At 71.0% G+C, this 22,077-nt stretch carries 21 protein-coding genes; 3 read left to right on the top strand and 18 right to left on the bottom strand.

Annotation, left to right across the window (positions count from 1 at the left end):
• Positions 1 to 5 precede the first annotated feature (5 nt).
• Positions 6 to 467, top strand: a complete 462-nt coding sequence (locus EAT51_RS11665) for a hypothetical protein (RefSeq protein WP_130518155.1) — start codon at positions 6 to 8, stop codon at positions 465 to 467.
• 27 nt (positions 468 to 494) lie between these two features.
• Here EAT51_RS11665 and EAT51_RS11670 read toward each other — a convergent pair whose 3' ends face one another.
• A complete protein-coding gene (locus EAT51_RS11670; RefSeq protein ID WP_130518157.1) occupies positions 495 to 1,034 on the bottom strand; it encodes a DUF2939 domain-containing protein in 540 nt (179 codons plus the stop codon).
• Positions 1,035 to 1,184: 150 nt separating this feature from the next.
• Here EAT51_RS11670 and EAT51_RS11675 point away from each other — a divergent pair, with 150 nt between their 5' ends.
• Positions 1,185 to 2,162 carry a DUF2268 domain-containing putative Zn-dependent protease gene (locus EAT51_RS11675; RefSeq protein ID WP_228257904.1) on the top strand — a complete coding sequence of 326 codons (978 nt, stop codon included), beginning with the start codon at positions 1,185 to 1,187 and terminating at the stop codon, positions 2,160 to 2,162.
• A 13-nt stretch (positions 2,163 to 2,175) separates the two neighbouring features.
• On the opposite strand, the gene EAT51_RS11680 is transcribed toward EAT51_RS11675, so the two are convergent.
• The 6 genes from EAT51_RS11680 to ptsP form a co-directional block, all read right to left on the bottom strand.
• Positions 2,176 to 2,862, bottom strand: coding sequence for a DUF2461 domain-containing protein (locus EAT51_RS11680; protein ID WP_130518159.1), 687 nt, complete (start codon positions 2,860 to 2,862; stop codon positions 2,176 to 2,178).
• 66 nt (positions 2,863 to 2,928) lie between these two features.
• Positions 2,929 to 4,371 carry an exodeoxyribonuclease I gene (sbcB, locus tag EAT51_RS11685; protein ID WP_130518161.1) on the bottom strand — a complete coding sequence of 481 codons (1,443 nt, stop codon included), beginning with the start codon at positions 4,369 to 4,371 and terminating at the stop codon, positions 2,929 to 2,931.
• Between the two features lie 68 nt (positions 4,372 to 4,439).
• Entirely contained in the window at positions 4,440 to 5,684 is a 1,245-nt protein-coding gene (locus EAT51_RS11690) for a carbohydrate porin (protein ID WP_130518163.1), read from the bottom strand.
• 96 nt (positions 5,685 to 5,780) lie between these two features.
• Positions 5,781 to 7,496, bottom strand: a complete 1,716-nt coding sequence (locus tag EAT51_RS11695) for a PTS fructose transporter subunit IIC (protein WP_130561660.1) — start codon at positions 7,494 to 7,496, stop codon at positions 5,781 to 5,783.
• Between the two features lie 43 nt (positions 7,497 to 7,539).
• The gene (gene pfkB, locus EAT51_RS11700) at positions 7,540 to 8,487 is read right to left on the bottom strand and encodes a 1-phosphofructokinase (RefSeq protein ID WP_130561661.1); all 948 of its coding nucleotides are present in this window, start codon (positions 8,485 to 8,487) and stop codon (positions 7,540 to 7,542) included.
• The gene (ptsP, locus tag EAT51_RS11705) at positions 8,484 to 10,985 is read right to left on the bottom strand and encodes a phosphoenolpyruvate--protein phosphotransferase (RefSeq protein WP_130561662.1); all 2,502 of its coding nucleotides are present in this window, start codon (positions 10,983 to 10,985) and stop codon (positions 8,484 to 8,486) included. The genes pfkB and ptsP overlap by 4 nt, the downstream gene beginning before the upstream one ends.
• Before the next feature lie 155 nt (positions 10,986 to 11,140).
• Between ptsP and EAT51_RS11710 the strand changes: the two genes are divergently transcribed.
• A complete protein-coding gene (locus EAT51_RS11710) occupies positions 11,141 to 12,127 on the top strand; it encodes a LacI family DNA-binding transcriptional regulator (protein WP_130518171.1) in 987 nt (328 codons plus the stop codon).
• A gap of 16 nt (positions 12,128 to 12,143) precedes the next feature.
• Here the strand turns inward: EAT51_RS11710 and EAT51_RS11715 are convergent, their stop codons facing one another.
• The 11 genes from EAT51_RS11715 to EAT51_RS11765 form a co-directional block, all read right to left on the bottom strand.
• Positions 12,144 to 13,508 carry an FAD-dependent oxidoreductase gene (locus EAT51_RS11715; protein ID WP_228257905.1) on the bottom strand — a complete coding sequence of 455 codons (1,365 nt, stop codon included), beginning with the start codon at positions 13,506 to 13,508 and terminating at the stop codon, positions 12,144 to 12,146.
• 28 nt (positions 13,509 to 13,536) lie between these two features.
• Positions 13,537 to 14,805 carry a kynureninase gene (gene kynU, locus EAT51_RS11720; protein ID WP_130518173.1) on the bottom strand — a complete coding sequence of 423 codons (1,269 nt, stop codon included), beginning with the start codon at positions 14,803 to 14,805 and terminating at the stop codon, positions 13,537 to 13,539.
• A gap of 77 nt (positions 14,806 to 14,882) precedes the next feature.
• Complete coding sequence (locus tag EAT51_RS11725) at positions 14,883 to 17,009, bottom strand: FUSC family protein (protein ID WP_130518175.1); 2,127 nt, start codon at positions 17,007 to 17,009, stop codon at positions 14,883 to 14,885.
• Between the two features lie 108 nt (positions 17,010 to 17,117).
• A complete protein-coding gene (locus EAT51_RS11730) occupies positions 17,118 to 17,648 on the bottom strand; it encodes a 3-hydroxyanthranilate 3,4-dioxygenase (protein WP_130518177.1) in 531 nt (176 codons plus the stop codon).
• Positions 17,649 to 17,678: 30 nt separating this feature from the next.
• Positions 17,679 to 18,344: a carbonate dehydratase gene (gene can, locus EAT51_RS11735; protein WP_130518179.1), complete on the bottom strand. Its 666-nt coding sequence runs from the start codon at positions 18,342 to 18,344 to the stop codon at positions 17,679 to 17,681.
• A 312-nt stretch (positions 18,345 to 18,656) separates the two neighbouring features.
• Positions 18,657 to 19,469, bottom strand: coding sequence for an endonuclease VIII (nei, locus tag EAT51_RS11740; RefSeq protein ID WP_130561663.1), 813 nt, complete (start codon positions 19,467 to 19,469; stop codon positions 18,657 to 18,659).
• Positions 19,470 to 19,512: 43 nt separating this feature from the next.
• On the bottom strand, positions 19,513 to 20,301 hold the full coding sequence (locus tag EAT51_RS11745; RefSeq protein ID WP_130518183.1) for an SDR family oxidoreductase: 789 nt from the start codon (positions 20,299 to 20,301) through the stop codon (positions 19,513 to 19,515).
• Between the two features lie 249 nt (positions 20,302 to 20,550).
• Positions 20,551 to 21,189, bottom strand: a complete 639-nt coding sequence (locus tag EAT51_RS11750) for an FMN-binding negative transcriptional regulator (protein WP_130518185.1) — start codon at positions 21,187 to 21,189, stop codon at positions 20,551 to 20,553.
• A gap of 11 nt (positions 21,190 to 21,200) precedes the next feature.
• Entirely contained in the window at positions 21,201 to 21,512 is a 312-nt protein-coding gene (locus EAT51_RS11755; RefSeq protein ID WP_130518187.1) for a hypothetical protein, read from the bottom strand.
• Positions 21,509 to 21,814 (bottom strand): hypothetical protein, encoded by a 306-nt coding sequence (locus tag EAT51_RS11760; RefSeq protein ID WP_130518189.1) that lies wholly within the window; start codon positions 21,812 to 21,814, stop codon positions 21,509 to 21,511. The genes EAT51_RS11755 and EAT51_RS11760 overlap by 4 nt, the downstream gene beginning before the upstream one ends.
• Positions 21,811 to 22,077, bottom strand: coding sequence for a hypothetical protein (locus EAT51_RS11765; RefSeq protein WP_130518191.1), 267 nt, complete (start codon positions 22,075 to 22,077; stop codon positions 21,811 to 21,813). The genes EAT51_RS11760 and EAT51_RS11765 overlap by 4 nt, the downstream gene beginning before the upstream one ends.

Below are 22,077 nucleotides of genomic sequence, written 5' to 3' on the forward strand. Positions count from 1 at the left end.
GATCGGTGACGGTCCATCGGCTTGAAATCTTCGCGGATTATTTCCAGTTCTACCTGCAGGACGAATGTTCGTCGGGCGACCTCTCGGCGGCTTGGGACCAGCAGTCGGTGGACAGGAAGTTGGCGGTGTCGTCTGGTGTCGTGGGCATCCGCACGGTCCGCAACGTGACCGTTCCGGTGGAACTGGAAATACTTGAATCCGAACCCCTACCGGGCCGCGATGGATTCGACCATGTCGTGCAGGGCACGCTGGTTCTTCAAAGTTCGCGGCTCATTGTGGCCGGCTGGGCCGATGATCTTGCCGATGCGCCACGCTTTGACGTCGCGCCAGACATCTATCGCGTGATGCTGTCTGCGTCAGGTCTGACCACATTGTCCCCGGACGGTCTAGAGGGCGAAGACCGCTATCTGGTTCAACTTTGGCCGGCCTCGCCGATTGATCCTTTCGTACTCAAGCAACACGCCTGACGTCGAGATCTGGCCCTATCCGGGGCGTTATAGAGGCAAGCGGATGTCCGTCAGCTTCCACACCAGGCCCTGGCGCTCGAACACCAAGGTGATCGGGGCGCCGCTGTCGGTGTGGGTGGTGGCGGTGAAACGCGAGAGCGACGCGTAGTGGTGCTCGGCACCCTTGAGCGGTTCGGCCGGCGCGGGCGGGCCGTAGGTATCGCCGTTGGCGGTGTCGCCGAGGGCGCGCTTCCAGACCGAGCGTCCCTGCAGGAGCGCGGCGATGCCGGTCGGGGTGACCATGGCATCGACGCCGACCCCTGCCGCGCCGCCGGCCAGCAAGAGCGCCAGCGCGCCAAGAAAGCTGGACTGCGCGTCCACGCCGGCGGCGCGGACCATGCGGTCCTGCAGCTGCGCGCGCAGATTGAAGCGCAGGGTGGGGAAGTCGACGTAGCGGTCCAGCTTGCCCGTGTCCTGCTCGGCCAGCGCGTCGCGGATGCCGTGGATGGCGATGTACGGCCCGGCCGCGACGAAGCCCGCCAGCAGCAGCAAGGCCAGCAGGGGCACAGCCAGCATCCACTTTCGCATCGCGTTACCCGGCGCTTGGAGTGAGTTGAAGAGTACAGAGCGCGGCAGGTGCGGCCGTCAAGGCGCGTGGCCCGAGGACCCGCCTCGGGCTTGTGATCGAAGGCGGCCGATGAAACCATGGGCCGGTTCCATGCGAACCCGGGGATCTGCATGTCGAAGATGGGGTGGGGACTGGTGCTGGCCTTGGCCTGCACCGGTGCGGCGACGGCGGCCGTGCCGGCTGGTCAACGGATCGAGGTCGTCGACCGCGATGTCGCACTGTTCTGGCAGGCCTACGATCAGGTCAAGGGTCTTCCGGACCGGGCGCAGCAGATCCAGGTGCTGCAGACGACCTATCTGGATCGCGGCAGCCAGGGGCTGGCGGCCTTCGCGCTCGCCAAGGACTACGACGCGGCGACCTATGTCGATGCGATCCGCGCCTATCCGCGCTATTGGGATTCGGTGCGGCCTCGCACCGCCCTGGCCGGGGCGGCGATGGACAAGGTGCAGCACCACCTGCGGCGCTTCGCGCAGCTGTATCCGGCGCTGAAGCCGGCCGGCATCTACTTCGAGGTCGGCGCGCTGCGCTCGGCCGGCACCACGCAGGAGGACAAGGTCCTGATCGGCGTGGAGATGGCCACCGGCGATGAGCGCGTGGACCTGTCGCAGATGCCCGAACGCCTGCAGCGCTTCTTTCGCGGCTACTTCGCCAGCCGGCCGCTGGAGAACCTGGACCTGCTGGTGATCCACGAGACCGTGCACACGCAGCAGCGCGGCGCACGCGCCAGCCTGCTGGCCCAGGCGGTCTATGAGGGCGTCGCGGACTTCGTGGCCGAACAGGTGACCGGCCGCCTGCCGGACCTGCCTTATGTCGCCTACGGGCCTGCGCATGACGCCGCGATTCGCGCGGCCTTCCGCAAGGACATGGGCGGCAACGACTACAGCGCCTGGCTCTACAACAACACCGACAACGGCTTCGGCACCCGCGACCTGGGCTATTACGTCGGCTATGCCATCTGCCAGGCGAACTATCGCCGCAGCGCGGACAAGGCCAAGGCGCTGGCCGAGATGATCGAGCTGGACTATGCCGACGCCGCGGCCGTCCAGCGCTTCGTCGATGCCTCGGGCTACTTCGCGCAGGATTCCTAGCGCGCCGGGACTTTCAGAACTCCAGGTCCAGCGCCGCGCACAGGTAGTCCATGAACGGGCCCAGCGCGGCCAGGTCCGCGGCCAGGGTCTGGCGCAGCCGCGGCCCGGTCATCGTCGCATCGTCCAGCGAGCGCCAGAACACGAAGTTCTTGTGCTTGAGATCGTCGATGAACTCGAACTCGGCCGGGAACCCGCGCGGCGCACGGCTGAGCATCTCCGATTCCTCGAACTCGAAGCGCTTGCGGAAGGCCGGCGCATGCGCGGCGGCCTTCCAGGTCATCGGGTTGTCGAAGATGAACTGCCGCAGCTTGCGCAAGGTGTCGGGCTCCGGATGCCACAGGCCGGCGCCGACGAAGCTCTCGCCCGGCTGCAGGTGCACATAGAACGAGGGCGCGGGCACCTGCTTGCGGCGCTCGTGGTACAGCCGCGCGCCCTGCCAGAGCTTGTAGGGCGACTTGTCGTTGGAGAAGCGCGCATCGCGATAGATGCGGAACAGCGAGCCGCCGACCGTCTTCGGATCGGAGCGGAACTTGTCGCTGACCGCGGCCAGATCCGGCTGCAGGTCGGTCAGCAGGCGCAGGAACGGCTGGCGGACATGATCCTCGTACTGCTGCTTGTGTGCGGCGAACCAGGTCTTGTCGTTGTGGCGCGCCAGCGCCTTGAGGAACTTGAAGCTGGCGTCGGAGAAATAGGGGCTCATGCAGCGAACGGGTCTCGGATCAGGTCGGCAGCGTGGCGGCCGGGCGGCTAAGGCGGCGTGCAGAGGTTACAGCCCGATCTGCAGTTCACGCCCCCAGACCTCCAGGCGGTCCAGCAGCACCTGCTTGGCGCCGTCGGTGGTGGGCTCGGCGCGCAGCTGCGCGATCTGCGCGAAATAGTCGGGCAGGCTCTGCTCGGCCAGTACCGTGCCCGGCGCCAGGCGGGCGTGGCGGTAGTCGTCCCAGCGTGCGCGTTCGGCGGCGTCGAGCGTGTCGGGCCAGTTGCGTGCGCGATAGCGGAACAGCAGCTCCTGCAGCCGCGCATCCTTGAAGCCGAAGTCGCGCGTGCCCAGCTGCGCCGGCGGGGTGCCGCGCACCTCGGCCAGCTTGCGCCGCTCGCCCTCGGCCAGGAAGCCGTGGTACAGCGAGGCATCGGCGTCCGGCGTCTCCTGCGCGCGCTCGCTGGCGAATACCTGGCGCACCTTCTCGGCCACCGCCGGCGCATGCGCGCGCAGCAGGTCGGCCTGGGCCTGCACGGCCTCGGGGACGATGCCCAAGCGCGCGAAGTCGTCCGCGCGCAGGTAGTGCCAGGGCACCAGGGCCGGGCAGCGGTTGAGGTGCACTTCCTTGAGCGGCACGCGGCGCACGTCCTCGGGCAGGTCGCCGCGCGGGGTATAGAGCCGGTCGGCGATGTCCTGCGCATCCAGGTCCAGCAGCGCCTGGGCATCGCCGTCCAGGTCGAGCACGATGACGCGGCTGTCGATGCGCGGATGGCGCGCCACCGGCAGTACCGGCGCGGCGCACAGGCGCTGGGCCGGATAGCGCTGCGAGACGTGCAGCAGTGGCGTCATCCCGACGGTGTCCATCAGGCCGGCGGCGAAGCGCTTGTTGCGCAGCTGCAGCGCGTAGTCCCACAGGCGCGGCTGCGCGCGGCGCATGGCGCGGGCGATGCCGAGCGTGGCGCGTACGTCGGACATGGCCTCGTGCGCCTCGCCGACGCGCACGTCGTTGGCCAGGGCCAGGTGTTCGAGCTTGAACGAGGTGCCCTTGCCGTCCTCGCGCTGCGGCCAGTGCACACCCTCCGGGCGCAGCGCATGGAACAGCCGCGCCACGTCCAGCAGGTCCCAGCGGCAGTTGCCGCCGCGCCACTCGCGCTCGTAGGGATCGAAGAAGTTGCGGAACAGCCCGTGACGCACGAACTCATCGTCGAAGCGCAGCGTGTTCCAGCCCAGCGTGCAGGTCTCCGGCCGCGCCATTTCCTCGAAGATGCGCGCCATCGCCTCGCACTCGCGCACCCCGTCGGCCAGCGCCTGCTGCGGGGTGATGCCGGTGATCAGCGTGGCGATGGGCGAGGGCAGCAGGTCGTCGGCCGGCTGCACGTAGAAGGTGACCGGGTCCTCGATCGGGTTCAGCGCCGCATCGGTGCGCTGGGCGGCGAACTGGGCGATGCGCGTGCGGCGCGGGTCCTGACCGAAGGTCTCCAGGTCGTAGAAGAAGAAACTCTCAGCCATTGCGGATACGGCACGACGAACGGCCGCACAGTATGCCGCCGGCGCACACCGGCGGCCGAGTGTCGCGCTTAGAGGCTGAGATCGAACCTCAGTCCCGCGACCCAGGCATTGGGCAGATCCTGCAGGCGGCCCGGCGCGTTGAACTGGTCCGGATGCATCACGTAGTGCAGGCTGGGCGCGATGCGCAGGTGCGGATTGACCGCAAAGCCATAGCTCAGCTCCATCATCGTCTGGCCGCTTTGCGGGGTGCCGACGCCGCCGGCCGCGGCGCGGGCCAGGCGCAGGTTCTCCAGCGCCGCGTCGCTGTACTGCTGGCGGGTGACCACCAGCGCGACATCGTCGTGCGGGCGGCTGGCGAAGGTGCCCTTGTGCACCAGGCCGGCCTGGGCGAACCAGTCCTCGATCAGCTGGCCCGAGGTGCCCTTGAGCACGGCGCCGAACAGCGTCAGCCCGTGCGTGGCGTCCGGCCCGCTGACCTGCTGCTCGAAGCGCGCGTACACGCCGGAGCGGCCATGCCGGCTGGCGTAGTCCGGGCCGCTCAGCACCGCCGGCGTGCCGGCGGCGTCGTACAGCGGATCGCGGTAGGGGGCGTTGTCCTGCCAGCCGCCCAGTTCGTACATCGCCTTGTGGCGCGCGTCGGCCGAGCTCTGCCAGCCGACCGCGTAGGGCACGATCCAGCCGGTCGCCTCGCGCGTGCTCCAGCGCAGGCCGTGCTCACCGTCCTCGGCCTGGCTGGGGTCCACCTGGTAGGCGCCGACGTGCACGTAGACCTGCGGCGTCACCCAGGCCTTGGCGTCGGCCATCCAGCTGGAGACCGGCCACCAGGTGAAGCTGCTGGTCCGGAACACGTAGGTCGGATTGCCGCAGGCCGAGTTGCCCTGGAAGTACTGGCACAGGTCCGAGCCCAGGAAGTGGATGTTGGCCACGCTGCGCCCTGCCTCGAGCACCAGGCGGTCGTCGAGCAGCTTCTGTTCCAGCGTCAGGTTGGCCAGGCGCGTGCCCTGGCCGCCGTAGATCTCCTGCACCGAAGTGCTGTTGCCCAGGCTGCTGTTGACCAGGTTGGTGCCATGCCGGTTGATCACATAGGCCTTGAGCGTGGCGCCGGACCAGCCGAAGGCCTTGTCCAGATCGACATCCACACCGGCCATCGCTTGGCCCGCATAGGCGCTGCCCGAACCCTCGCCGCCGCCGAGCATCGCGGCGGCCTCGCCGGTGTAGGACAGTTTGGGCGTCACCGCCTCCTGGGCATGGGCCAGGGAAGCGAGAGCCAGGGTGAGCGCGGCCGGCAGCACGCGATGGAGGAGGGTGGACATGCGTCGGGTTCCTGATCAGGAGAACGGCGTGGGTGAGGACGCGCGGCTGCGGCGCCGCGCGAGGCAGTCGAAGCGAAGCGGGTCGGCGCGGGCGGGTCAGCCCTTGGCCACGACCGGCTTCTTGAACAGGCGCAGGGCCACGGCCGTGACGACCACGCCCACGACCAGGGCCAGCAGATAGGTGCCCAGGTGGGTCACCGCGTTGGGGATCGGCAGGACGAACACGCCGCCATGGGGCACCTTGAGTTCGGCCCCGGCCGCCATCGAGATCGCGCCGGCCACGGCCGAGCCGAGCACCAGCGCGGGGATGGTGCGCAGCGGATCGCGCGCGGCGTAGGGGATGGCGCCCTCGGTGACGAAGGCCAGGCCGAGCACGCCGGCCGCACCGGCGGTGCCGCGCTCCTCGGCGGTGAAGCGATTGCGGAACAGCCAGGTCGCCAGCGCGATGCCCAGCGGCGGGGTCATGCCGCCGATCATGGTCGCGGCCATCGGCGTATAGACCTGGCTGGAGATCAACGCGGTCGAGAACGCGTAGGAGGCCTTGTTGACCGGCCCGCCCATGTCCACCGCCATCATCCCGCCCAGCAGCAGACCCAGCAGGATGGCGCTGGTGCCCTGCATGCTGCGCAGCCACTCGGTTAGCCAGGTCAGCAGGTGCGCCACCGGCGTGCCGATCACGTACATCATCAGCAGGCCGACCAGCAGCGTGCCCAGCACCGGCAGGATCAGGACCGGCTTGAGGCCCTGCAGGCTGCGCGGCAGGCGCAGCACGCGGTTGATCCACGCCACGCCGTAGCCGGCGACGAAGCCGGCCAGGATGCCGCCGATGAAGCCGGCGCCCATGTTCGCCGCGACCACGCCACCGATCATGCCCGGCGCGATGCCCGGCCGGTCGGCGATGGAGTAGGCGATATAGCCGGCCAGCGCCGGCACCATCAGCAGGAAGCCGCCCTTGGCGCCGATCTGCAGCAGGCTCCAGGCCAGCGTGCCGCGATTGGCGTCGTCGCCGGCGTAGATGCCGCCGATGGCGAAGGCCAGCGCGATCAGCAGGCCGCCGGCGGTGACGAAGGGCAGCATGAACGACACGCCCGTCATCAGGTGCTTGTACGGGCCGGCGCTCTTGGTCTTCTCGCTCGGCGCGGCCTGCTCGGCGCCGCCGGCCTGCATGCTGGCCTGCATGCTGGCCTCGGCCAGCGCCTTGCGGATCAGCGCCTGGCCATCGTTGATGGCCGGCTTGGTGCCGCTCTTGAACACGCGCTTGCCACCGAAGCGCGACAGCTCCACCTCGCGGTCGGCCGCGATCAGGACCACGTCGGCCTGGGCGATCTCCTCCGCGGTGAGCGTGTCCTGCGCGCCGACCGAGCCCTGGGTCTCCACGCGCAGGTGGTAGCCCAGCGCCGCAGCGGCCTGCTGCAGGCCCTCGGCGGCCATGAAGGTATGCGCGATGCCGGTCGGGCAGGAGGTGATGGCGACGATGTGCTTGCTGGCCTGCGCCGCCGGCGCGGCGGCGGCCGCGCCGACCCAGCCGGCCAGCACGCCTTCGGGGTCGTCCAGCACCGCATCCAGGCCGACCTCGGTGATCGCGGCCTGGCCGAAGCGCGCGCGCTCGGCATCGCCGTCGCCGACCAGCAGCACGGCGCTGGCGCCGGCGCACTGCCCGGGCGGCAGCGCCCCGGTGATGCCCTGGTCGCTGCGGATCTCCACGGCCGGCTCCAGGCCGCGCTGACGCGCCGCCCGGCGCAGCGCCTCGGCGGCGAGGACCGCCTCGGTGCTGCGCGCACCGGCAGCGATGACCACGATGGAAGCTTGCATGGGAAAACTCCTGGGACTCTGGGATGTGCCGGGCCGCGAAGGGTCAGGCCACGCGTTCGATCCGGACCTCGCCGGCCCAGGCGCGGACCTGGGCCGGATCGAGCCGGCGGGCATCGCCGCTGTGCAGGCGGCTCATGGAAAAGGCGGTGGCCCGCTGCGCGCAGCCGGCCAGGTCGAAGGACGGCTCCAGCAGCGACGCGGCGATGCCGGCCACCATCGCGTCGCCCGCGCCGACGGTGCTGCCATCGGCCAGGCGCGGCGGCCGGGCGAGCAGGGCGCCGCTGCGGTCGAGGAACAGGGCCCCGTCGCTGCCCATGGAGATGGCGACCAGCGACACCCCGCGCGCCAGCAGGGCGCGGCCGGCGTCCAGCACCGCGTCGCGATCGTCCAGGGACTGGCCGGTCCAGGCTTCCAGCTCGTGGCGGTTGGGCTTGACCGCGAACGGCACCGATTCGCCGTCCAGCGCGGCCACCAGCGCCGGGCCGCTGCTGTCCAGCAGCACGCGCGCACCGGCCGCGTGGACCTGGGCCTGCAGCTGCGCCCAGGCGGTGGGCGGCAGGCCGGCCGGCAGGCTGCCGGACAGGACCACCGGCATCTGCGGCGTCAGCAGCGCCGCCAGGCGCTGGCCGACGGCGTTCAGGGCACCGGCGTCCAGGCACAGGCCGGGCAGGTTGATGTCGGTGGTGCGGCCGTCCCGCTCGACCAGCTTGATGTTGGTGCGGGTCAACCCCGGCACGCGCAGGCAGGCATCGGCAATGCCGCGCAGCTCGAACAGGCCGCGGAACACCGCCTCGTTGTCCACGCCGATCACGCCCAGCGCCGTGGTCGGCACGCCCCAGTCGGCCAGGCAGGCGGCCACGTTGATGCCCTTGCCGCCGGCGTCGTCCCGGCTGCGCCCGGCGCGGTGCACGTGGCCCGGCTCCAGCGTATCCAGACGCACGGTCTGGTCGATCGCCGGATTCAGGGTGACGGTCAGCACGCGTGGGCTCATGCGCCGGCTCCCTCGAGCGCGCGCACCTGGGTGGCGTCGGCGCAGGCCAGGGCCTGTTGCGCCAGCGCCTGCAGATCGGCCAGCGCCGCGGCGCGCAGGCGCGCCTTGACCGCCGGGATGTCGTTGGGCGTCATCGACAGCTCGTCCACGCCCAGGCCGGCCAGCAGGCAGGCGCCGAACGGATCGCCGGCCAGGCCGCCGCACACGCCGACCCAGCGCCCGTGGGCGCGGGCGCCTTCGACCGTGCTGTGGATGGCGCGCAGCACGGCCGGATGCAGGCTGTCGGCCTCGGCGGCCAGCTCGGGGTTCTGGCGGTCGATCGCCAGCACGTACTGGGTCAGGTCGTTGGTGCCGATGGAGAAGAAGTCGGCGTGCTGGGCCAGCAGATCGGCCTGGGCGGCCGCGGCCGGCACCTCGATCATGATGCCGATCGGCACCTGCGGGGCGTCCAGCTCGGCGCGCAGCCGCTCGCAAATGCCGCGCAGGGCGACCAGCTCGGGCACCGAGGTGATCATCGGGAACATGATCGACAGGCGCGCGCCTTGGGCGGCGGCGCGATACAGCGCGCGCAGCTGCGGTTCGAGCAGGTCGGGACGGCGCAGCAGCGCGCCGCGCACGCCCAGGAACGGATTCTCCTCGTGCGGCAGCTCCAGGTGCGCCACCTGCTTGTCGCCGCCGATGTCCAGGGCACGCACGATCAGCGCGCGCCCGTCCAGCGCAGCGGCCATGGCCACATAGGTCTGGAACTGCTCTTCCTCGTCCGGCGTGCTGCTGCGCTCCAGGAACAGGAACTCGGTGCGCATCAGGCCCACGCCCTCGGCGCCCTGTTCCAGCGCCAGCGGCACCTGGTCGGGCAGGTTGACGTTGGCGCCGATGTCGATGCGATGGCCATCGGTGGTCTGCGCCGGCTGTGCCCGCTGCTGGGCCTCGCGTTCGCGCACCTGGCGCTGCTCGTCGATCCAGGCGCGCGCGGCGGCCAGGTCGTTGGCCGAGGGCGACAGGTACAGGCGCCCGCTATTGCCGTCGAGGATGGCCTCGGTGCCCGGCGCCACGGCCAGCAGGTCGGCGCCGCCGGCCACCAGCGCCGGCACGCCGAGCGTGCGCGAGAGGATGGCGGTATGCGAGGTCGGGCCGCCCTGCGCGGTGGCCAGGCCGAGCACGCGCTGCGGATCCAGGTTGGCCGTGTCCGACGGCGACAGGTCGGCCGCCAGCAGGATGCAGGGATGGTCGGGCAGGTCGGCCAGGCCGCCGCCGGCGGCGCTGGGATCGAGCTGGGCCAGCACGCGCCGGCCGACATCGCGCAGGTCCGCGGCGCGTCCGGCCAGCACCGGGTTGCCCAGCGCCGCCAGGCCAGAGGCGGTCTGTTCGATGGCCTGATGCCAGGACCAGGCCACGCCATGGCCTTCGACCATCAGCTGGCAGGCACGGGTGATGAGATCAGTGTCGTCCAGCAGCGCGCCCTGGGCCTTGAAGATCGCCGCGTCCGCCGCGCCCAGCCGGCGCTGGGTGTCGTCCTCCAGCGCCCGCAGCTGCTGGCGGGTGCGGCTGAGCGCCTGATGCAGCCGCGCGCCGCCTTCGCCCAGCGGCGTGGGGCGGTCGGCCACCTCGGTCTGCGCGCCGGCCAGCACATGCACCGGCGCGATCGCCAGGCCGGGGCTGGCGCCGATGCCGACGATGGCCGCCTGCGCCTCGGGCGGGGTCCAGCCGTTGACCGGCGCGGCGCGGCGCTGGGCGGCGCGCTCGGCGTCGGCCTTCTCCTGCAGGATCAGCCCGTCCATCGCCTTGCGCAGGGCGGCCAGGGCGGGCTCGGCGTCCTGACCCTCGGCCGAGACCACGATCGCATCGCCCTGGCGCAGGCCCAGCTGCAGCAGCGCCACCAGGCTCTTGGCGTCGGCCGCCTGGTCGCCGGCGCGGACCTGCAGGCGCGCCACGAAGCGGCGCGCGGCCTCGGCCCAGCGCGTGGCGGGGCGCGCATGCAGCCCGTTGGGGTAAGCGATGGTCCAGTCGAAGCGATGCTCCAGGTCGCTGACCGGCGCGGCCGGCTGGCTGGCCGTCTCGCCGGACAGCGCGGCGACGATCTGGTCCGCCTCGGCGGTGGTGAACAGGCGCTGCAGCGTCGCCTCGTCCTGGATCAGCCGCGTCAGCCGGCGCAGCAGGGTGATGTGCGTGTCGGACTGGGCGGCGATGCCGACCACCAGATGGGTGATCTGGCCCGGATTCCATTCCACGCCCTGCGGCAGCTGCAGCACGGCGATGCCGTCGCGGCGCACCAGGTGACGGTCCTCGCCCAGGCCGTGGGGGATGGCCACGCCGTGCCCGAGGAAGGTGTTCGCCAGCTCCTCGCGACGGGACATGCTGGCCTGGTAGCCCTCGGCCACGCAGCCGCCCGCGGTGAGCAGCTGGGCGACCTGGGCGATGGCATCGGCCTTGTCGCGCGCCTGGGCATTGAGGCGAACGAGTTCCAGCGCGACCGGTGCGGGGGAGGGTTGTGGCGACACGAGGAACTCCAAGCAGATCTCTTGGGAAGCAATTGGGAACGTTCCCAGCCGAAATTTCAATGTGCACTGCACAAAAGCGAAAGGCCACGGCCGCGCTACGCTGTGACCGGGCCACGGCAGCCGGAACCGGCGAGGAAGCGAGGGAAACGATCCCAGTGAGCATCAGCATCAACGACGTGGCCCGGGTGGCGGGCGTGTCCAAGTCCACGGTCTCGCGCGTGATCGGCGGCGGCGCGGTCAGCGCCGAGGTGCGCGCACGGGTGGAGGCGGCCATCGCCCAGACCGGCTACCGGCTCAACCTGCAGGCCCGGCGCCTGCGCTCGCGCCACAGCGGCATCGTCGGGGTGATCGTGGCCGACATCCGCAATCCCTTCTTCACCGCCCTGATCCGCGCGGTGGAGGCGGTGGCCTATCAGCAGGGGCTGCGCGTCATGCTGTGCAACACCGACGAGGATCCATCGCGCGAAGCGCTGTACCTGCAGATGATGCAGGAGGAGCGCATCAGCGGCCTGATCTTCGCGCCCACCCGCACCACCGTGGGCCGGCTCGAGCGCATGCAATGGGACTATCCCACCGTCCTGGTCGACCGCGCGCCGGCCAGCGGACGGCACGACAGCGTGGTGATCGACAACGCCGCGGCCATGACCGAGCTGGTCGGGCATCTGCTGGCGCAGGGCTATCGCCGCATCGGCGGCCTGTTCGGCAGCACCAGCACCACCGCGACCGAGCGCCGCGACGGCTATCTGGCCGCGATGCAGGCCCACGGCCTGGCGCCGGACTACCGCGAGATCGAGCCCACGGCGGAGGCCGCCATCGCCGAGGTCGGCCCGTGGCTGGCGCAGCCGGACCGGCCGCGGGCGCTGGTGACCAGTAACAACCTGCTGCTGATGGGCGCGCTGCGCGCCGCGCGCGCGGCGGCGCTGTCCATTCCCGATCAGCTGGCCCTGGCCGGCTTCGACAACGAGCGCTGGACCGAGCTGGTCGAGCCCGGCATCAGCGTGGTCGAACAACCCGTTGAGGAGATGGGCCGGGCCGCCATGTCGCTGCTGCTGGAGCGGATGAAGTCGCCCGAGCTGCCCGTGCGCCGGCTGGTGATGGCCACGCGCTGCGTGCTGCGCGGTTCGACCGGCCCGACGCCATAAGCCTGCACCTTGTGCTTCAGGCGCTGTCGGTCAGCACGCTCAGGCGCGCCCGCACCTGCGCGTCCACCCAGTCCCAGTCCACCTGCGCCAGCGCGCGCCTGCCGGCGGTGGCCTCGATCAGCAGCTGGCGCTGGAGCTCGCTGCGTTCCAGCGCCACCGCGTAGGGGATGCGCATGAAGGTGACCATCGTGTAGTGCGGCACGAAGCGGTCCGGGTGGCGCTGCTGCAGCGCCTGCTCGAGCTGGCGCTGCAGCAGGAAGTCCGCATCGTCCACGCGGTCGCGCATCTCGATGTAGTTCTCCAGGGCCATGGCCTGGATCGCCGCGGCATTGGGCTTGCGCTGGGCCTCGAAGGCCGCATAGGCCTGCGCCAGCGAATCGGCCCGGTCCAGCTGCTCGGCCAGCGCCACGCAGTCCTCGAAGGCGCAGTTCATGCCCTGGCCGTGGAAGGGCACCATCGCGTGCGCCGCATCGCCCAGCAGCACCGCGCGTCCACCCAGGTGCCAGCGGTCCAGATAGAGCGTGCCGAGCAGGCCGGGCGGATGCGCCTCCCAGTCGTGGACCAGGTCGGGGATCAGGGGCAGGGCGTCGGGGAAGTCGCGTTCGAACAGGGCGCGGGCCTGCGCGCCGCTGGCCACCGTGGCGAAGCTCGTCGGCCCCTCGTTGGGCAGGAACAGGGTGACGGTGAAGGTGCCCTCGTCGTTGGGCAGGGCGATGCACATGTAGTCGCCGCGCGGCCACAGATGCAGCGCGTTGGGCTCGATGCGGAAGCCGCCGTCCTCGGCCGGCGGGATCTCCAGTTCCTTGTAGGAATGCCCCAGGAACTCGGTGCGCGCGCCCAACGGACAGGCGCGGTCCATCGCCGCGCGCAGCGCCGAGCCGGCGCCGTCGGCGCCGATCAGCGTGTCGAAGCGGATGTCGTGCGGCGAGTCGTCGCGATCGTCGATGAAGCGCGCATAGCCGGCGGGGAAATCGACCGTGTGCAGGCGCCGGTAGAACTGGATCTTCGCCCCGGCCGCCTCGGCCAGGTCGAGCAGGGCGATGTTGAGGTCGGCGCGGTGGATGGACCAGATCACCTCGCTGTCGTCGCGACCGTAGCGCTGCAGCTGCGGCGCTTCGCCGAGCGCATGCACCATGCGCCCGCGCATCATCACCGCGCGTGACATCACCGCGTCCTCGGCACCGGCCTGGCGTAGGGCATGGCGGCCGCGTTCGGCCAGGGCCAGGTTGATCGACCGGCCCGACTCGTAGCCCTTGATGCGCGGATCGCCGCGTCGCTCGAACAGGGTCACCTGCCAGCCGCGCTGCGACAGCAGGATCGCCAGCAGGCTGCCGGCCAGGCCGGCGCCGATCAGGGTGATGGGGCGTGCCGAGACGTTCAACGCATGGCGCCCGCGGTGGCGACCGGGCTCATACGCCGCGCCACAGTTCCACTTCCTCGACGAAGCGATAGACGTCCTTGAAGCTGTTGTACAGCGGCACCGGCGAGATGCGGATCACGTCCGGCTCGCGCCAGTCGCCCAGCACCCCCACAGAGACCAGGTAGTCGAACAGCTCGCGGCCGCGCTCGCGCCCGCCGGCCACGCGCAGCGAGAGCTGGCAGCCGCGGCGCTCGGGCTCGGCCGGGGTGATGATCTCCAGCGTGTCCAGCACGCGCGCCTCGATCAGCTCCTCCAGGAAACCGGTCAGCTGCTCGGACTTTTCGCGCAGCGCCGCCATGCCGCCGGCGCGATCGACCAGCGCCAGCGAGGCCAGCAGCGGGGCCATCGCCAGCACCGGCGGATTGCTCAGCTGCCAGCCTTCCGCGCCCGGCGTCGGCGTGAACTGCGGCGCCATCAGGAAGCGGGTCTGCTTCTCGTGTCCCCACCAGCCGGCGAAGCGCGGCCGGTCGGTGTGCGCATGGCGCGCATGCACGAAGGCGCCGGCCACCGCGCCCGGCCCGGCGTTGAGGTACTTGTAATGGCACCACACGGCGAAGTCCGCATCCGCATCGTGCAGCGCCAGCGGCAGGTTGCCGACCGCATGGGCCAGGTCGAAGCCGGCCACCGCCCCGGCCGCGTGCGCCAGCCGCGCCACCTCGGCCAGGTCGAAGGCCTGCCCGGTGCGGTACTGGATGCCGGGCCACAGCACCAGCGCCAGGCGATGGCCGTGCATGGCGATGGCCGCCTCCAGCGCCGCCATCGAGATGGTGCCTTCGGCCTCGTCCGGCTCCAGCTCGATCAGGTCGGTGGCCGGGTCGAAGCCATGGAAGCGGATCTGCGACTCGACCGCATGCCGGTCGGAGGGAAACGCGCCGGCCTCGATCAGGATCGCCGGGCGCTCGCGCGTGGGCCGGTAGAAGCTGACCATCATGAAGTGCAGGTTGGCGGTGAGGGTGTTCATCGCCACCACCTCGCTGGGCAGCGCGCCGACCACGCGCGCCAGCGGCTCGCGCACCTGCTCGTGGTAGGTCATCCACTGGCCCTGGCCGCGGAAGTGGCCCTCCACCGCCTCGTGCGCCCACTTGTCCAGCACCTGTTCGACCGCCTTGCGCGCGCCCTTGGGCTGCAGGCCGAGCGAGTTGCCGCAGAAGTACACCTGTTCGGTGTGCTTGTGCCGGGGGATCAGGAATTCCTGGCGGAAGCCGCGCAGCGGATCTGCGGCGTCCAGGGCGATGGCGTGCGTGCGGGCGTCGGACATGGAAGCTTGGGAACTTGAGCGAATCGAGGAAGCACCGGCGTCCGACAGCCTCGGAGCGCGCGGCGAAGCCTCGGAGTCTACCCGGGCGCGCCGCCCGCCGCCGCGACCGGGGCCGCAGAAGACCGGGCATGGCGGCGGCGCAGCAGGTGGGTGACGGTATCGACGCTGTCGGCGATGCGGTCGGCCGCATCGAGCAGGGCGAAGGCAGTCTCCTGCTCGTGCGGCACCGCCTCGGCCAGGCGGCGCTCGTCCGGGCGCAGGGTGGGGATCTCGGAGAACTTGCCGGTCTGGCGCAGATAGCGCACCTGGGCGCCCAGGGCCGCGTCCAGCGCCTGGGCGAAGGCGCCAAGCTCAGGCAGATCGGGCAGCGCGGCGCCCTCGCGCAGCTGGGCCTCCAGCGTCAGCGGCGCGCGCATCAGGCGCGTGGCGTTGGCCAGCAGCGATTCGGCCAGCTGCGCCTCGTCGCGGTTGCCGTGGCGGCGCGGCTCGGCGCGCAGCCGGTCGATGGAGGCCTGCACATTGGTGCGCGCCGCGCGCGCGGCCACGCGGGTGTCGTCCAGCACGTCCACGCGCCCGGCCAGCAGCGCGCTGAGGTGCCGCTGGTCGGCCTCCAGCAGCGTCGCCAGTGCGGTGCGGGTGCGCTTGCCTTCCCAGGTGGGCCACAGCGCATAGGTCAGCATCGCCAGCGCGCTGCCGATCAGCGTGGCGACCACGCGCGCGCTCAGCGCCTCGCCCGGCGCATAGCCCTCGAAGGACAGCAGCATCACCAGCATGCCGGTCAGCAGGGCCACGCCCAGGCCGTAGTTCATCTGCGTGGTCAGGCGGAAGCCGAAACAGAACAGCCACAGCAGCAACAGGCGCACCACCGTGCCGTCCATCGCGTAGTGGATCAGCGCCGTGCCGACCACCAGCCCGGCCAGGGTGCCGACCACGCGCCCGGCGCCGAAGCTCAGCGTGCCGCCGAAATCGGGCTTGAGCACGATCGCGGTGGTCATCGGGATCCAGGTCCCGTGCGGCAGCTTCAGCGTCTTCTCCAGCACCAGCGCGACCATCAGCGCGGTGGCGCAGCGCAGCGCGTGGCGGAACGCGGCCGAGGACAGCGTCAGGTTGGCGCGCAGCGTCACCCAGGGCGAATCGGGCCGCATCGACGGCGGCAGCCGCGCCTCGACCTGCTGGGCGTTGATCTGGCCCTGGCTGCTGGCCCAGTAGCCGTTGCGCACCAGCGCACGCAGCTGTCCGGCCAGTCCCGCGGCGCGGCCGCTGGCCAGGCGCAGCAGGCGCTGATCGCGGGTCGTGGCGGCCTGCTTGCGCGCGGCCTCGACCGCCGGCACCAGCGCCTGCAGCCGGGCCACGTCGCCCTCGGCGCGCTGCGGCGAGGCGGCCTCGCGCAGCGCCGCGGCCAGATGGTCGAGCACCAGGGCGGCCTGCTTGAGCACGGTCTCGAGCAGCTCGCGCGCCTTGGCGTCCTCCAGGCGCGCATGCACATCGGCCAGCGCCAGCAGGTCGATGCGGGTGCGCTCGCACAGCTCGGCCATGATGCGGAACGACTGCAGCGCCACCCCGCGCGTGTGGTGCTGGCCGTGCAGCAACAGCAGCGTGTCCTGCGCCGCCTGCAGGGTGGGCGAGGGCTGGCTGGCGTCGGGACGGGTGCGCGCGGTGATGGCCAACTGCTGCAGGATGGTCGCCAGGGCGAAGCGCTCGGGCCGGTAGCGCTGCAGCGGCCAGGCCGCCACCGCCATCACCATCTGCAGCAGACCGCCGGCGAAGATCAGCAAGGCCACGCCCGGCGCCTGCGCGGGCGACAGGCCCATGTTGGCGCAGACCATCAGCAGGATCATGCTGGCCAGGCCGTTGCGCGCGGCCAGCGGCCCCAGCGCCACCACCAGGCCGCCGGCGAAGCCCACCGCGAACACCGCCACCGCCAGCAGCGCCAGGTGCTGGCCGACCAGGATGCCGACCGCCGCCGACAGGCCGGCGATCGAGGCGGTCATCAGCATGCGCCGCATGCGCAGCCCGTAGGCGCCGGGCTGGTCGGCGAACATGGTCTGCAGCGCGCCGATCGCCATGCCGAGGCCGATCGCCGGCTCGCCGGCCCACACCCCGCCGGCCAGCGAAGCGAACACGGCGAAGGAGTTGCGCAGCGCCACCCGCACCGGGATATCGCGGGGCTTGAGGCGGATCAGGCTGCGCAGGAACGGGGACATGGTGGGGCGAGGCGTGAGCGCGAAGGCGTGAGGAGTGAGTAAAGCGAAGGCAAGCGCGCGAGGCCTAAGCCGCTACCGCTCACTCCTCGCCGCACCACCCACTCCTGCTCACGTATCCGGCATCACATAGCGCGTCGGCGCCGGGTTGAGGTGACCGCAGGCCTGGCAGGTACGGTGCTCGCGCGAGGCGTAGAAGCGGTCGAACACCGGCGGGAAGTCGGTCTCGATGTTGCGCAGGGGGAAATACTCTTCATAGAGCTTGTGGTTGCAGCGCTCGCAGAACCACAGCAGCCCGTCCTGCTCATCCGGCAGACGGCGGCGCTCGATCACCAGCCCGACCGAGTGTTCCATGCGCTGCGGCGAATGCGGCACGCGCGGCGGCAGCAGGAAGATCTCGCCGGCGCCGATCGGGATATCGCGCGGCGCGCCGTCCTCCTGGATGCGCAGCACCATCTGCCCCTCGAGCTGGTAGAACCACTCCGGCCCCTCGTCGTAGTGGTAGTCGGTGCGCGCGTTCGGCCCGCCGACCACCATCACGATGAAGTCGCCTGCGTAGATCACCTTGTTGCCGACCGGCGGCCTGAGCAGGTGGCGGTGTTCCTCGATCCAGGCCTGCAGGTTGAGCGGGGCGGGCAGCATGGCGGACTCCTGGGAACGAGGCGGGGCAGGCTAGGCGTCGCGCTTGCCGGTGGTCGGCATCGCCGCCAGGGCGCGCGCGTAGGCCGGCTGCAGATCGTCGGGGCCGGCCACGTCCATGCCCAGCTCGCGCACGCGGCCGTCGGACAGGCTGTAGCACCAGCCGTGCACGGCCACCTGCTGGCCGCGCGCCCAGGCATCCTGCAGGATCGTGGTGTGGCACACGTTGGCGACCTGTTCGATCACGTTGAGCTCGCACAGGCGCGCGTGGCGCAGGGCCTCGTTCTCCACCCGCTCCAGGCGCGCCGCGTGCTTGCCCGCCACGTCGCCCACATGCCGCAGCCAGTTGTCCACCAGGCCCATCCGCGCCCCGGTCATGCTGGCATGCACGCCACCGCAGCCGTAGTGGCCGACGATCAGGATGTGCTCGACCTTGAGCACATCGACCGAGAACTGCACCGCCGAGAGGCAGTTGAGGTCGCTGTGCACCACCACGTTGGCCACGTTGCGGTGGACGAACACCTCGCCCGGGTCCAGCCCCAGGATCTGGTTGGCGGGCACGCGCGAATCGGAGCAGCCGATCCACAGATAGCGCGGCGACTGCTGCTTGGACAGACGTTCGAAGAAGCCCGGATCGTCCTTGCGGACCCTGTCGGCCCAGTCCAGGTTGTTGCGCAGCAGGTCTTTGAGATCGCTCATGCCCGCGATTATCGCAGAAGCCCCCGCGAAGACGGTATGGAAGCCCCTGCTCAGGCGCTTGTTGGGAACTTAGTGGGAACTTGGTGAGCTTGGTGGGAGCCGCCATGGCGGCGATGGGCTTTACCGGTAAAGCTTCATCGCCGCCATGGCGGCTCCCACCTGTAGAGCGGAGCTTGCTCCGCTCGGGCCTTACCCACGAACCGAACAAAGAGCAGCGGAGTCCCCAAAAGGGGATAGCCAAAAGCTCCGCGCTACAGGTAGGCCACTGCGAGATGTGAGGAGACAGTTGCCCTCACCCACAGCAACACAAGGCTACCGCTGGCAGTGCGCGCAGTCGTACAGCCGCCGTCCCGCCAGCTCGCGGCGGCGGATCAGCGTGCCGCAGTCCAGGCACGGCTCGCCCGCGCGGTCGAAGACCTTTAAGGCGAAGCCATCGGGCGTATCGGTCAGGTAGTCGGCACGCATGCCCGCCGCCTTGCGGATGCCGCGGCTACGGTAGCTGCGGCGCGGCACATCCAACAGCGCCCTGGCCAGCAGCCGGCGCTCGTCCGGGTTCAAGCCCGCCGCGGCGCGCGTGGGCGCGATGCCGGCCTCGAACAGCACCTCCGAGCGCAGGTAGTTGCCCATCCCGGCCAGGAAGCCCTGGTCCAGCAGCAGCGCGGCCAGCGACATGCGCATGAAGCGCGGCTCCTGCAGCCGCCGCTCCACCGCCGCCGCGGTCAGGCGCTTGTCCAGCACGTCCGGCCCGAGCTTGGACAGGAAGGGATGGCGGGCTAGGTCCGCGTTCTTCCACAGCGCGATGTCCGAGGCCGAGTACAGCAGGATGGCCTTGTCGGCCGTCTCCAGCGCCGCGCGCAGGCTGCGGGTAGTCTCCGGCCGCTCGCCGGCCTCGGCGATCCGCCACACCCCATAGAGCTGGTTGTGCGTGTACAGCGTGGTGCCGTTGTCGAAGCGCGTCAGCATCGCCTTGCCATGCGTCTCGATGGCGGTAATGCGCGCGCCGATCAGCCCGCGCTGCTTGGATTTGAGCGAAGGCGGGTAGAACCACACCTGCTCCAGGGGCTGGTTGCCGACCGCCTCGAACAGGCGATCGGCGGCGCGACGGATCTCGGGACCTTCAGGCATGGGCGGATTCGATCAGGGCAAGGGTCGCGGCCGCGTGCAGGCGCTAGATCGACTGCAGGCGGCCGCCGTCCACGGCCAGGCTGACGCCGGTGATGTAGCCGGCGGCGGGGCTGGCGAGGAAGGCGATGGCCGCGGCGATGTCGGCCGCCTCGCCGATGCGGCGCACGGGCACGCCCTGCGCGATGCCGTCCAGGATCTGCTCGGCGCTCTGGCCGCTGGCCTGCATCCGGTCCTGGACGATGTGATCCATGCGCGCGGTGCGGGTGAAGCCGGGCAGCACGTTGTTGATGGTGATGCCATCGGGCCCCAGCTCGCGCGAGAGCGTCTTGGCCCAGCCGGCCACCGAGGCGCGGATGGTGTTGGACACGCCCAGGTTGGGGATCGGCTCGTACACCGAGGTCGAGACCACGTTGACGATGCGGCCCCAGCCGGCGGCGCGCATGCCCGGCAGCACCGCCTGCACGCGCACATGGTTGGCCAGGGTGTGGTGGCGGAAGGCGGTGAGGTAGGCGTCCAGATCCGCGTCGATGGCGCGCCCGCCCGGCGGCCCGCCGCCGTTGTTGATCAGCACGTGCACCGGCTTGCGCGCGGCCAGGCCGACCACATCGGTGGAGAGCATCTCGGTCTTGCCGTCGTCGCCGAACAGCCAGCCATGCGTCTGGCCTTCCTGCACGACAGGCAGCTCGGCCACCAGCTGCTGCAGCATGGCCTGGCGCCTGGCCAGCACGGTGACATCGCAGCCCAGCAGCGCCAGTTCGATCGCGGCGGCCCGGCCGATGCCTTCCGAGGCGCCACAGACCAGCGCATGGCGGCCGGAAAGGTTCAGGTCCATCGCAGTGCTCCGATTCGGATCGCGGGGCGTTACTGTGACGCCAAGCGTGTTATGGTGTCGCGTTCTGCCTGGTGGAAGCAACGGCGCTCACATCAAGCCGCAACCTCCTTGTAGAGCGGAGCTTGCTCCGCTGCGGCTTGCCGACGATCCGGCCGAAAGGCAGCGGAGCAAGCTCCGCTCTACGGCTTGCCGACGATCCAGCCGAAAGGCGGCGGAGCAAGCTCCGCTCTACATATGGGCGCCGCTCCGTCAGTCTGCGGTATCGGTCAGGCCCGCATCGCCACGCATCAGCGCGGCAACCTCGCGCGCCCCCGGATCGGCACGCGCGGCCAGATCCTCGATCACCGCCTGCTGATTGGCGCGCGGATGGTTCTGACTGAGCTTGAACTTCAGCTCGGCCCGCTCGACCACCAGCCGAAAGCCGACGATGCCGGCCAGCTGCCGGGTCAGGCGCGGGTCGTCGTGCTCGAAGCGCCAGTCGCGGCCGACACTGGCCTCGTAATGCGCGCTGAGCCGGTCGACCAGGTCGGCCAGGGCATCGGTGTCCTCGATGCGTTCGAGCACCCCGTGCAGATGGGCGACGGCGTAGTTCCAGGTCGGCACCCGCGCGGCCTGCGCCTTGTCCGGATACGCCGAAGGCGAGACATAGGCATGCGGGCCGTGGACGATGGCCAGGGCCTTGCCCGCGTGGCGCGCCTGCGGGTTGGGCTTGGCCCAATGGCCTTCCAGCACGATGCGCGCGCCGTCGCGGGCGTAGAGCACCGGCAGATGGCTGACCTCGGGCGTGCCGTCTTCGTGCTGCGTGATCAGGGTGATGAAGGCATCGCGCGCGATCAGCCCATCCAGCCGCGCCAGGTCGGTCTGCGCGAAGGCGCGCGGGGTGTACATGCCGCCCTCGCTCAGGCGTGCCCGCCGCCCAGCCGCTGCACCATCAACGGCTTGAGCGCGGCATCGTCGTCGGCGTGCGGCGGGACGACCTCGCGCAGGGAAAAGCCACGCAGCAGCGCGTCTTCCTCGTCCAGGCCGTCGTAGGCGACGAATTCGGCGTCGAACAGCGCCCCGCGGGCGCTGTCCTCGCTGTCGTAGGCCAGCGTATTGCCGTCGCTGTCCAGCACCTCGGCGGTGCCGGCCTCCTTGATCCGCAGCCGGGCCCAGATCAGGGTCTGGCCCAGGGTGGCCAGCCACCACTGGACGCGTGTCGTCTCGCTCATTTCACTACCTCGTAGGCCAGCCACAGCAGCCCGGCCATGGCCAGGCCGCACACGATCACCAGCGCGGCGATGCGCGCCGGGGTGGCCAGGCCGTTCAGTGCGCCGTCCCGGCGCTGCAAGTAAGTGCCGCGCAGCAGCCAGGCCAGCGCGGCGGGTTTCATGAAGGCGCCCGGACCCAGTTCCTCGGCCACCTGCGGATGGCGGTCGCGCACGTGGATCAGGGTCAGCGGCCAGAAGATCACGAAGGCGCAGAACCCGGCGATCGCCGTGGCCACGAACAGCAGGGCGAAGAACAGGATCACGCCAGCACCAGTCGGGCCAGCGAGGGCAGCGCCACCGAGCACACGGCCAGCACCGTGGCCCACAGCAGCGGCGCGCGCAGGCCCTGCATCGCCGCGCGCACCTGCGGGTCGGCCTTGGTGGCGCGCACGTCCAGCCCCTGTTCCTGCTTGGCCATCAGCAGCTTCTGCAGGCGCAGGCTGCGGGCGATGCCGACCAGGCCGAAGCCGAAGGCCGCGAACCCGGCGATGAACGTCGCCACCTGCACCACCAGCTGCGCATGCAT

The sequence above is a fragment of the Pseudoxanthomonas winnipegensis genome (genome assembly GCF_004283755.1).
Lineage (GTDB): Bacteria > Pseudomonadota > Gammaproteobacteria > Xanthomonadales > Xanthomonadaceae > Pseudoxanthomonas_A > Pseudoxanthomonas_A winnipegensis.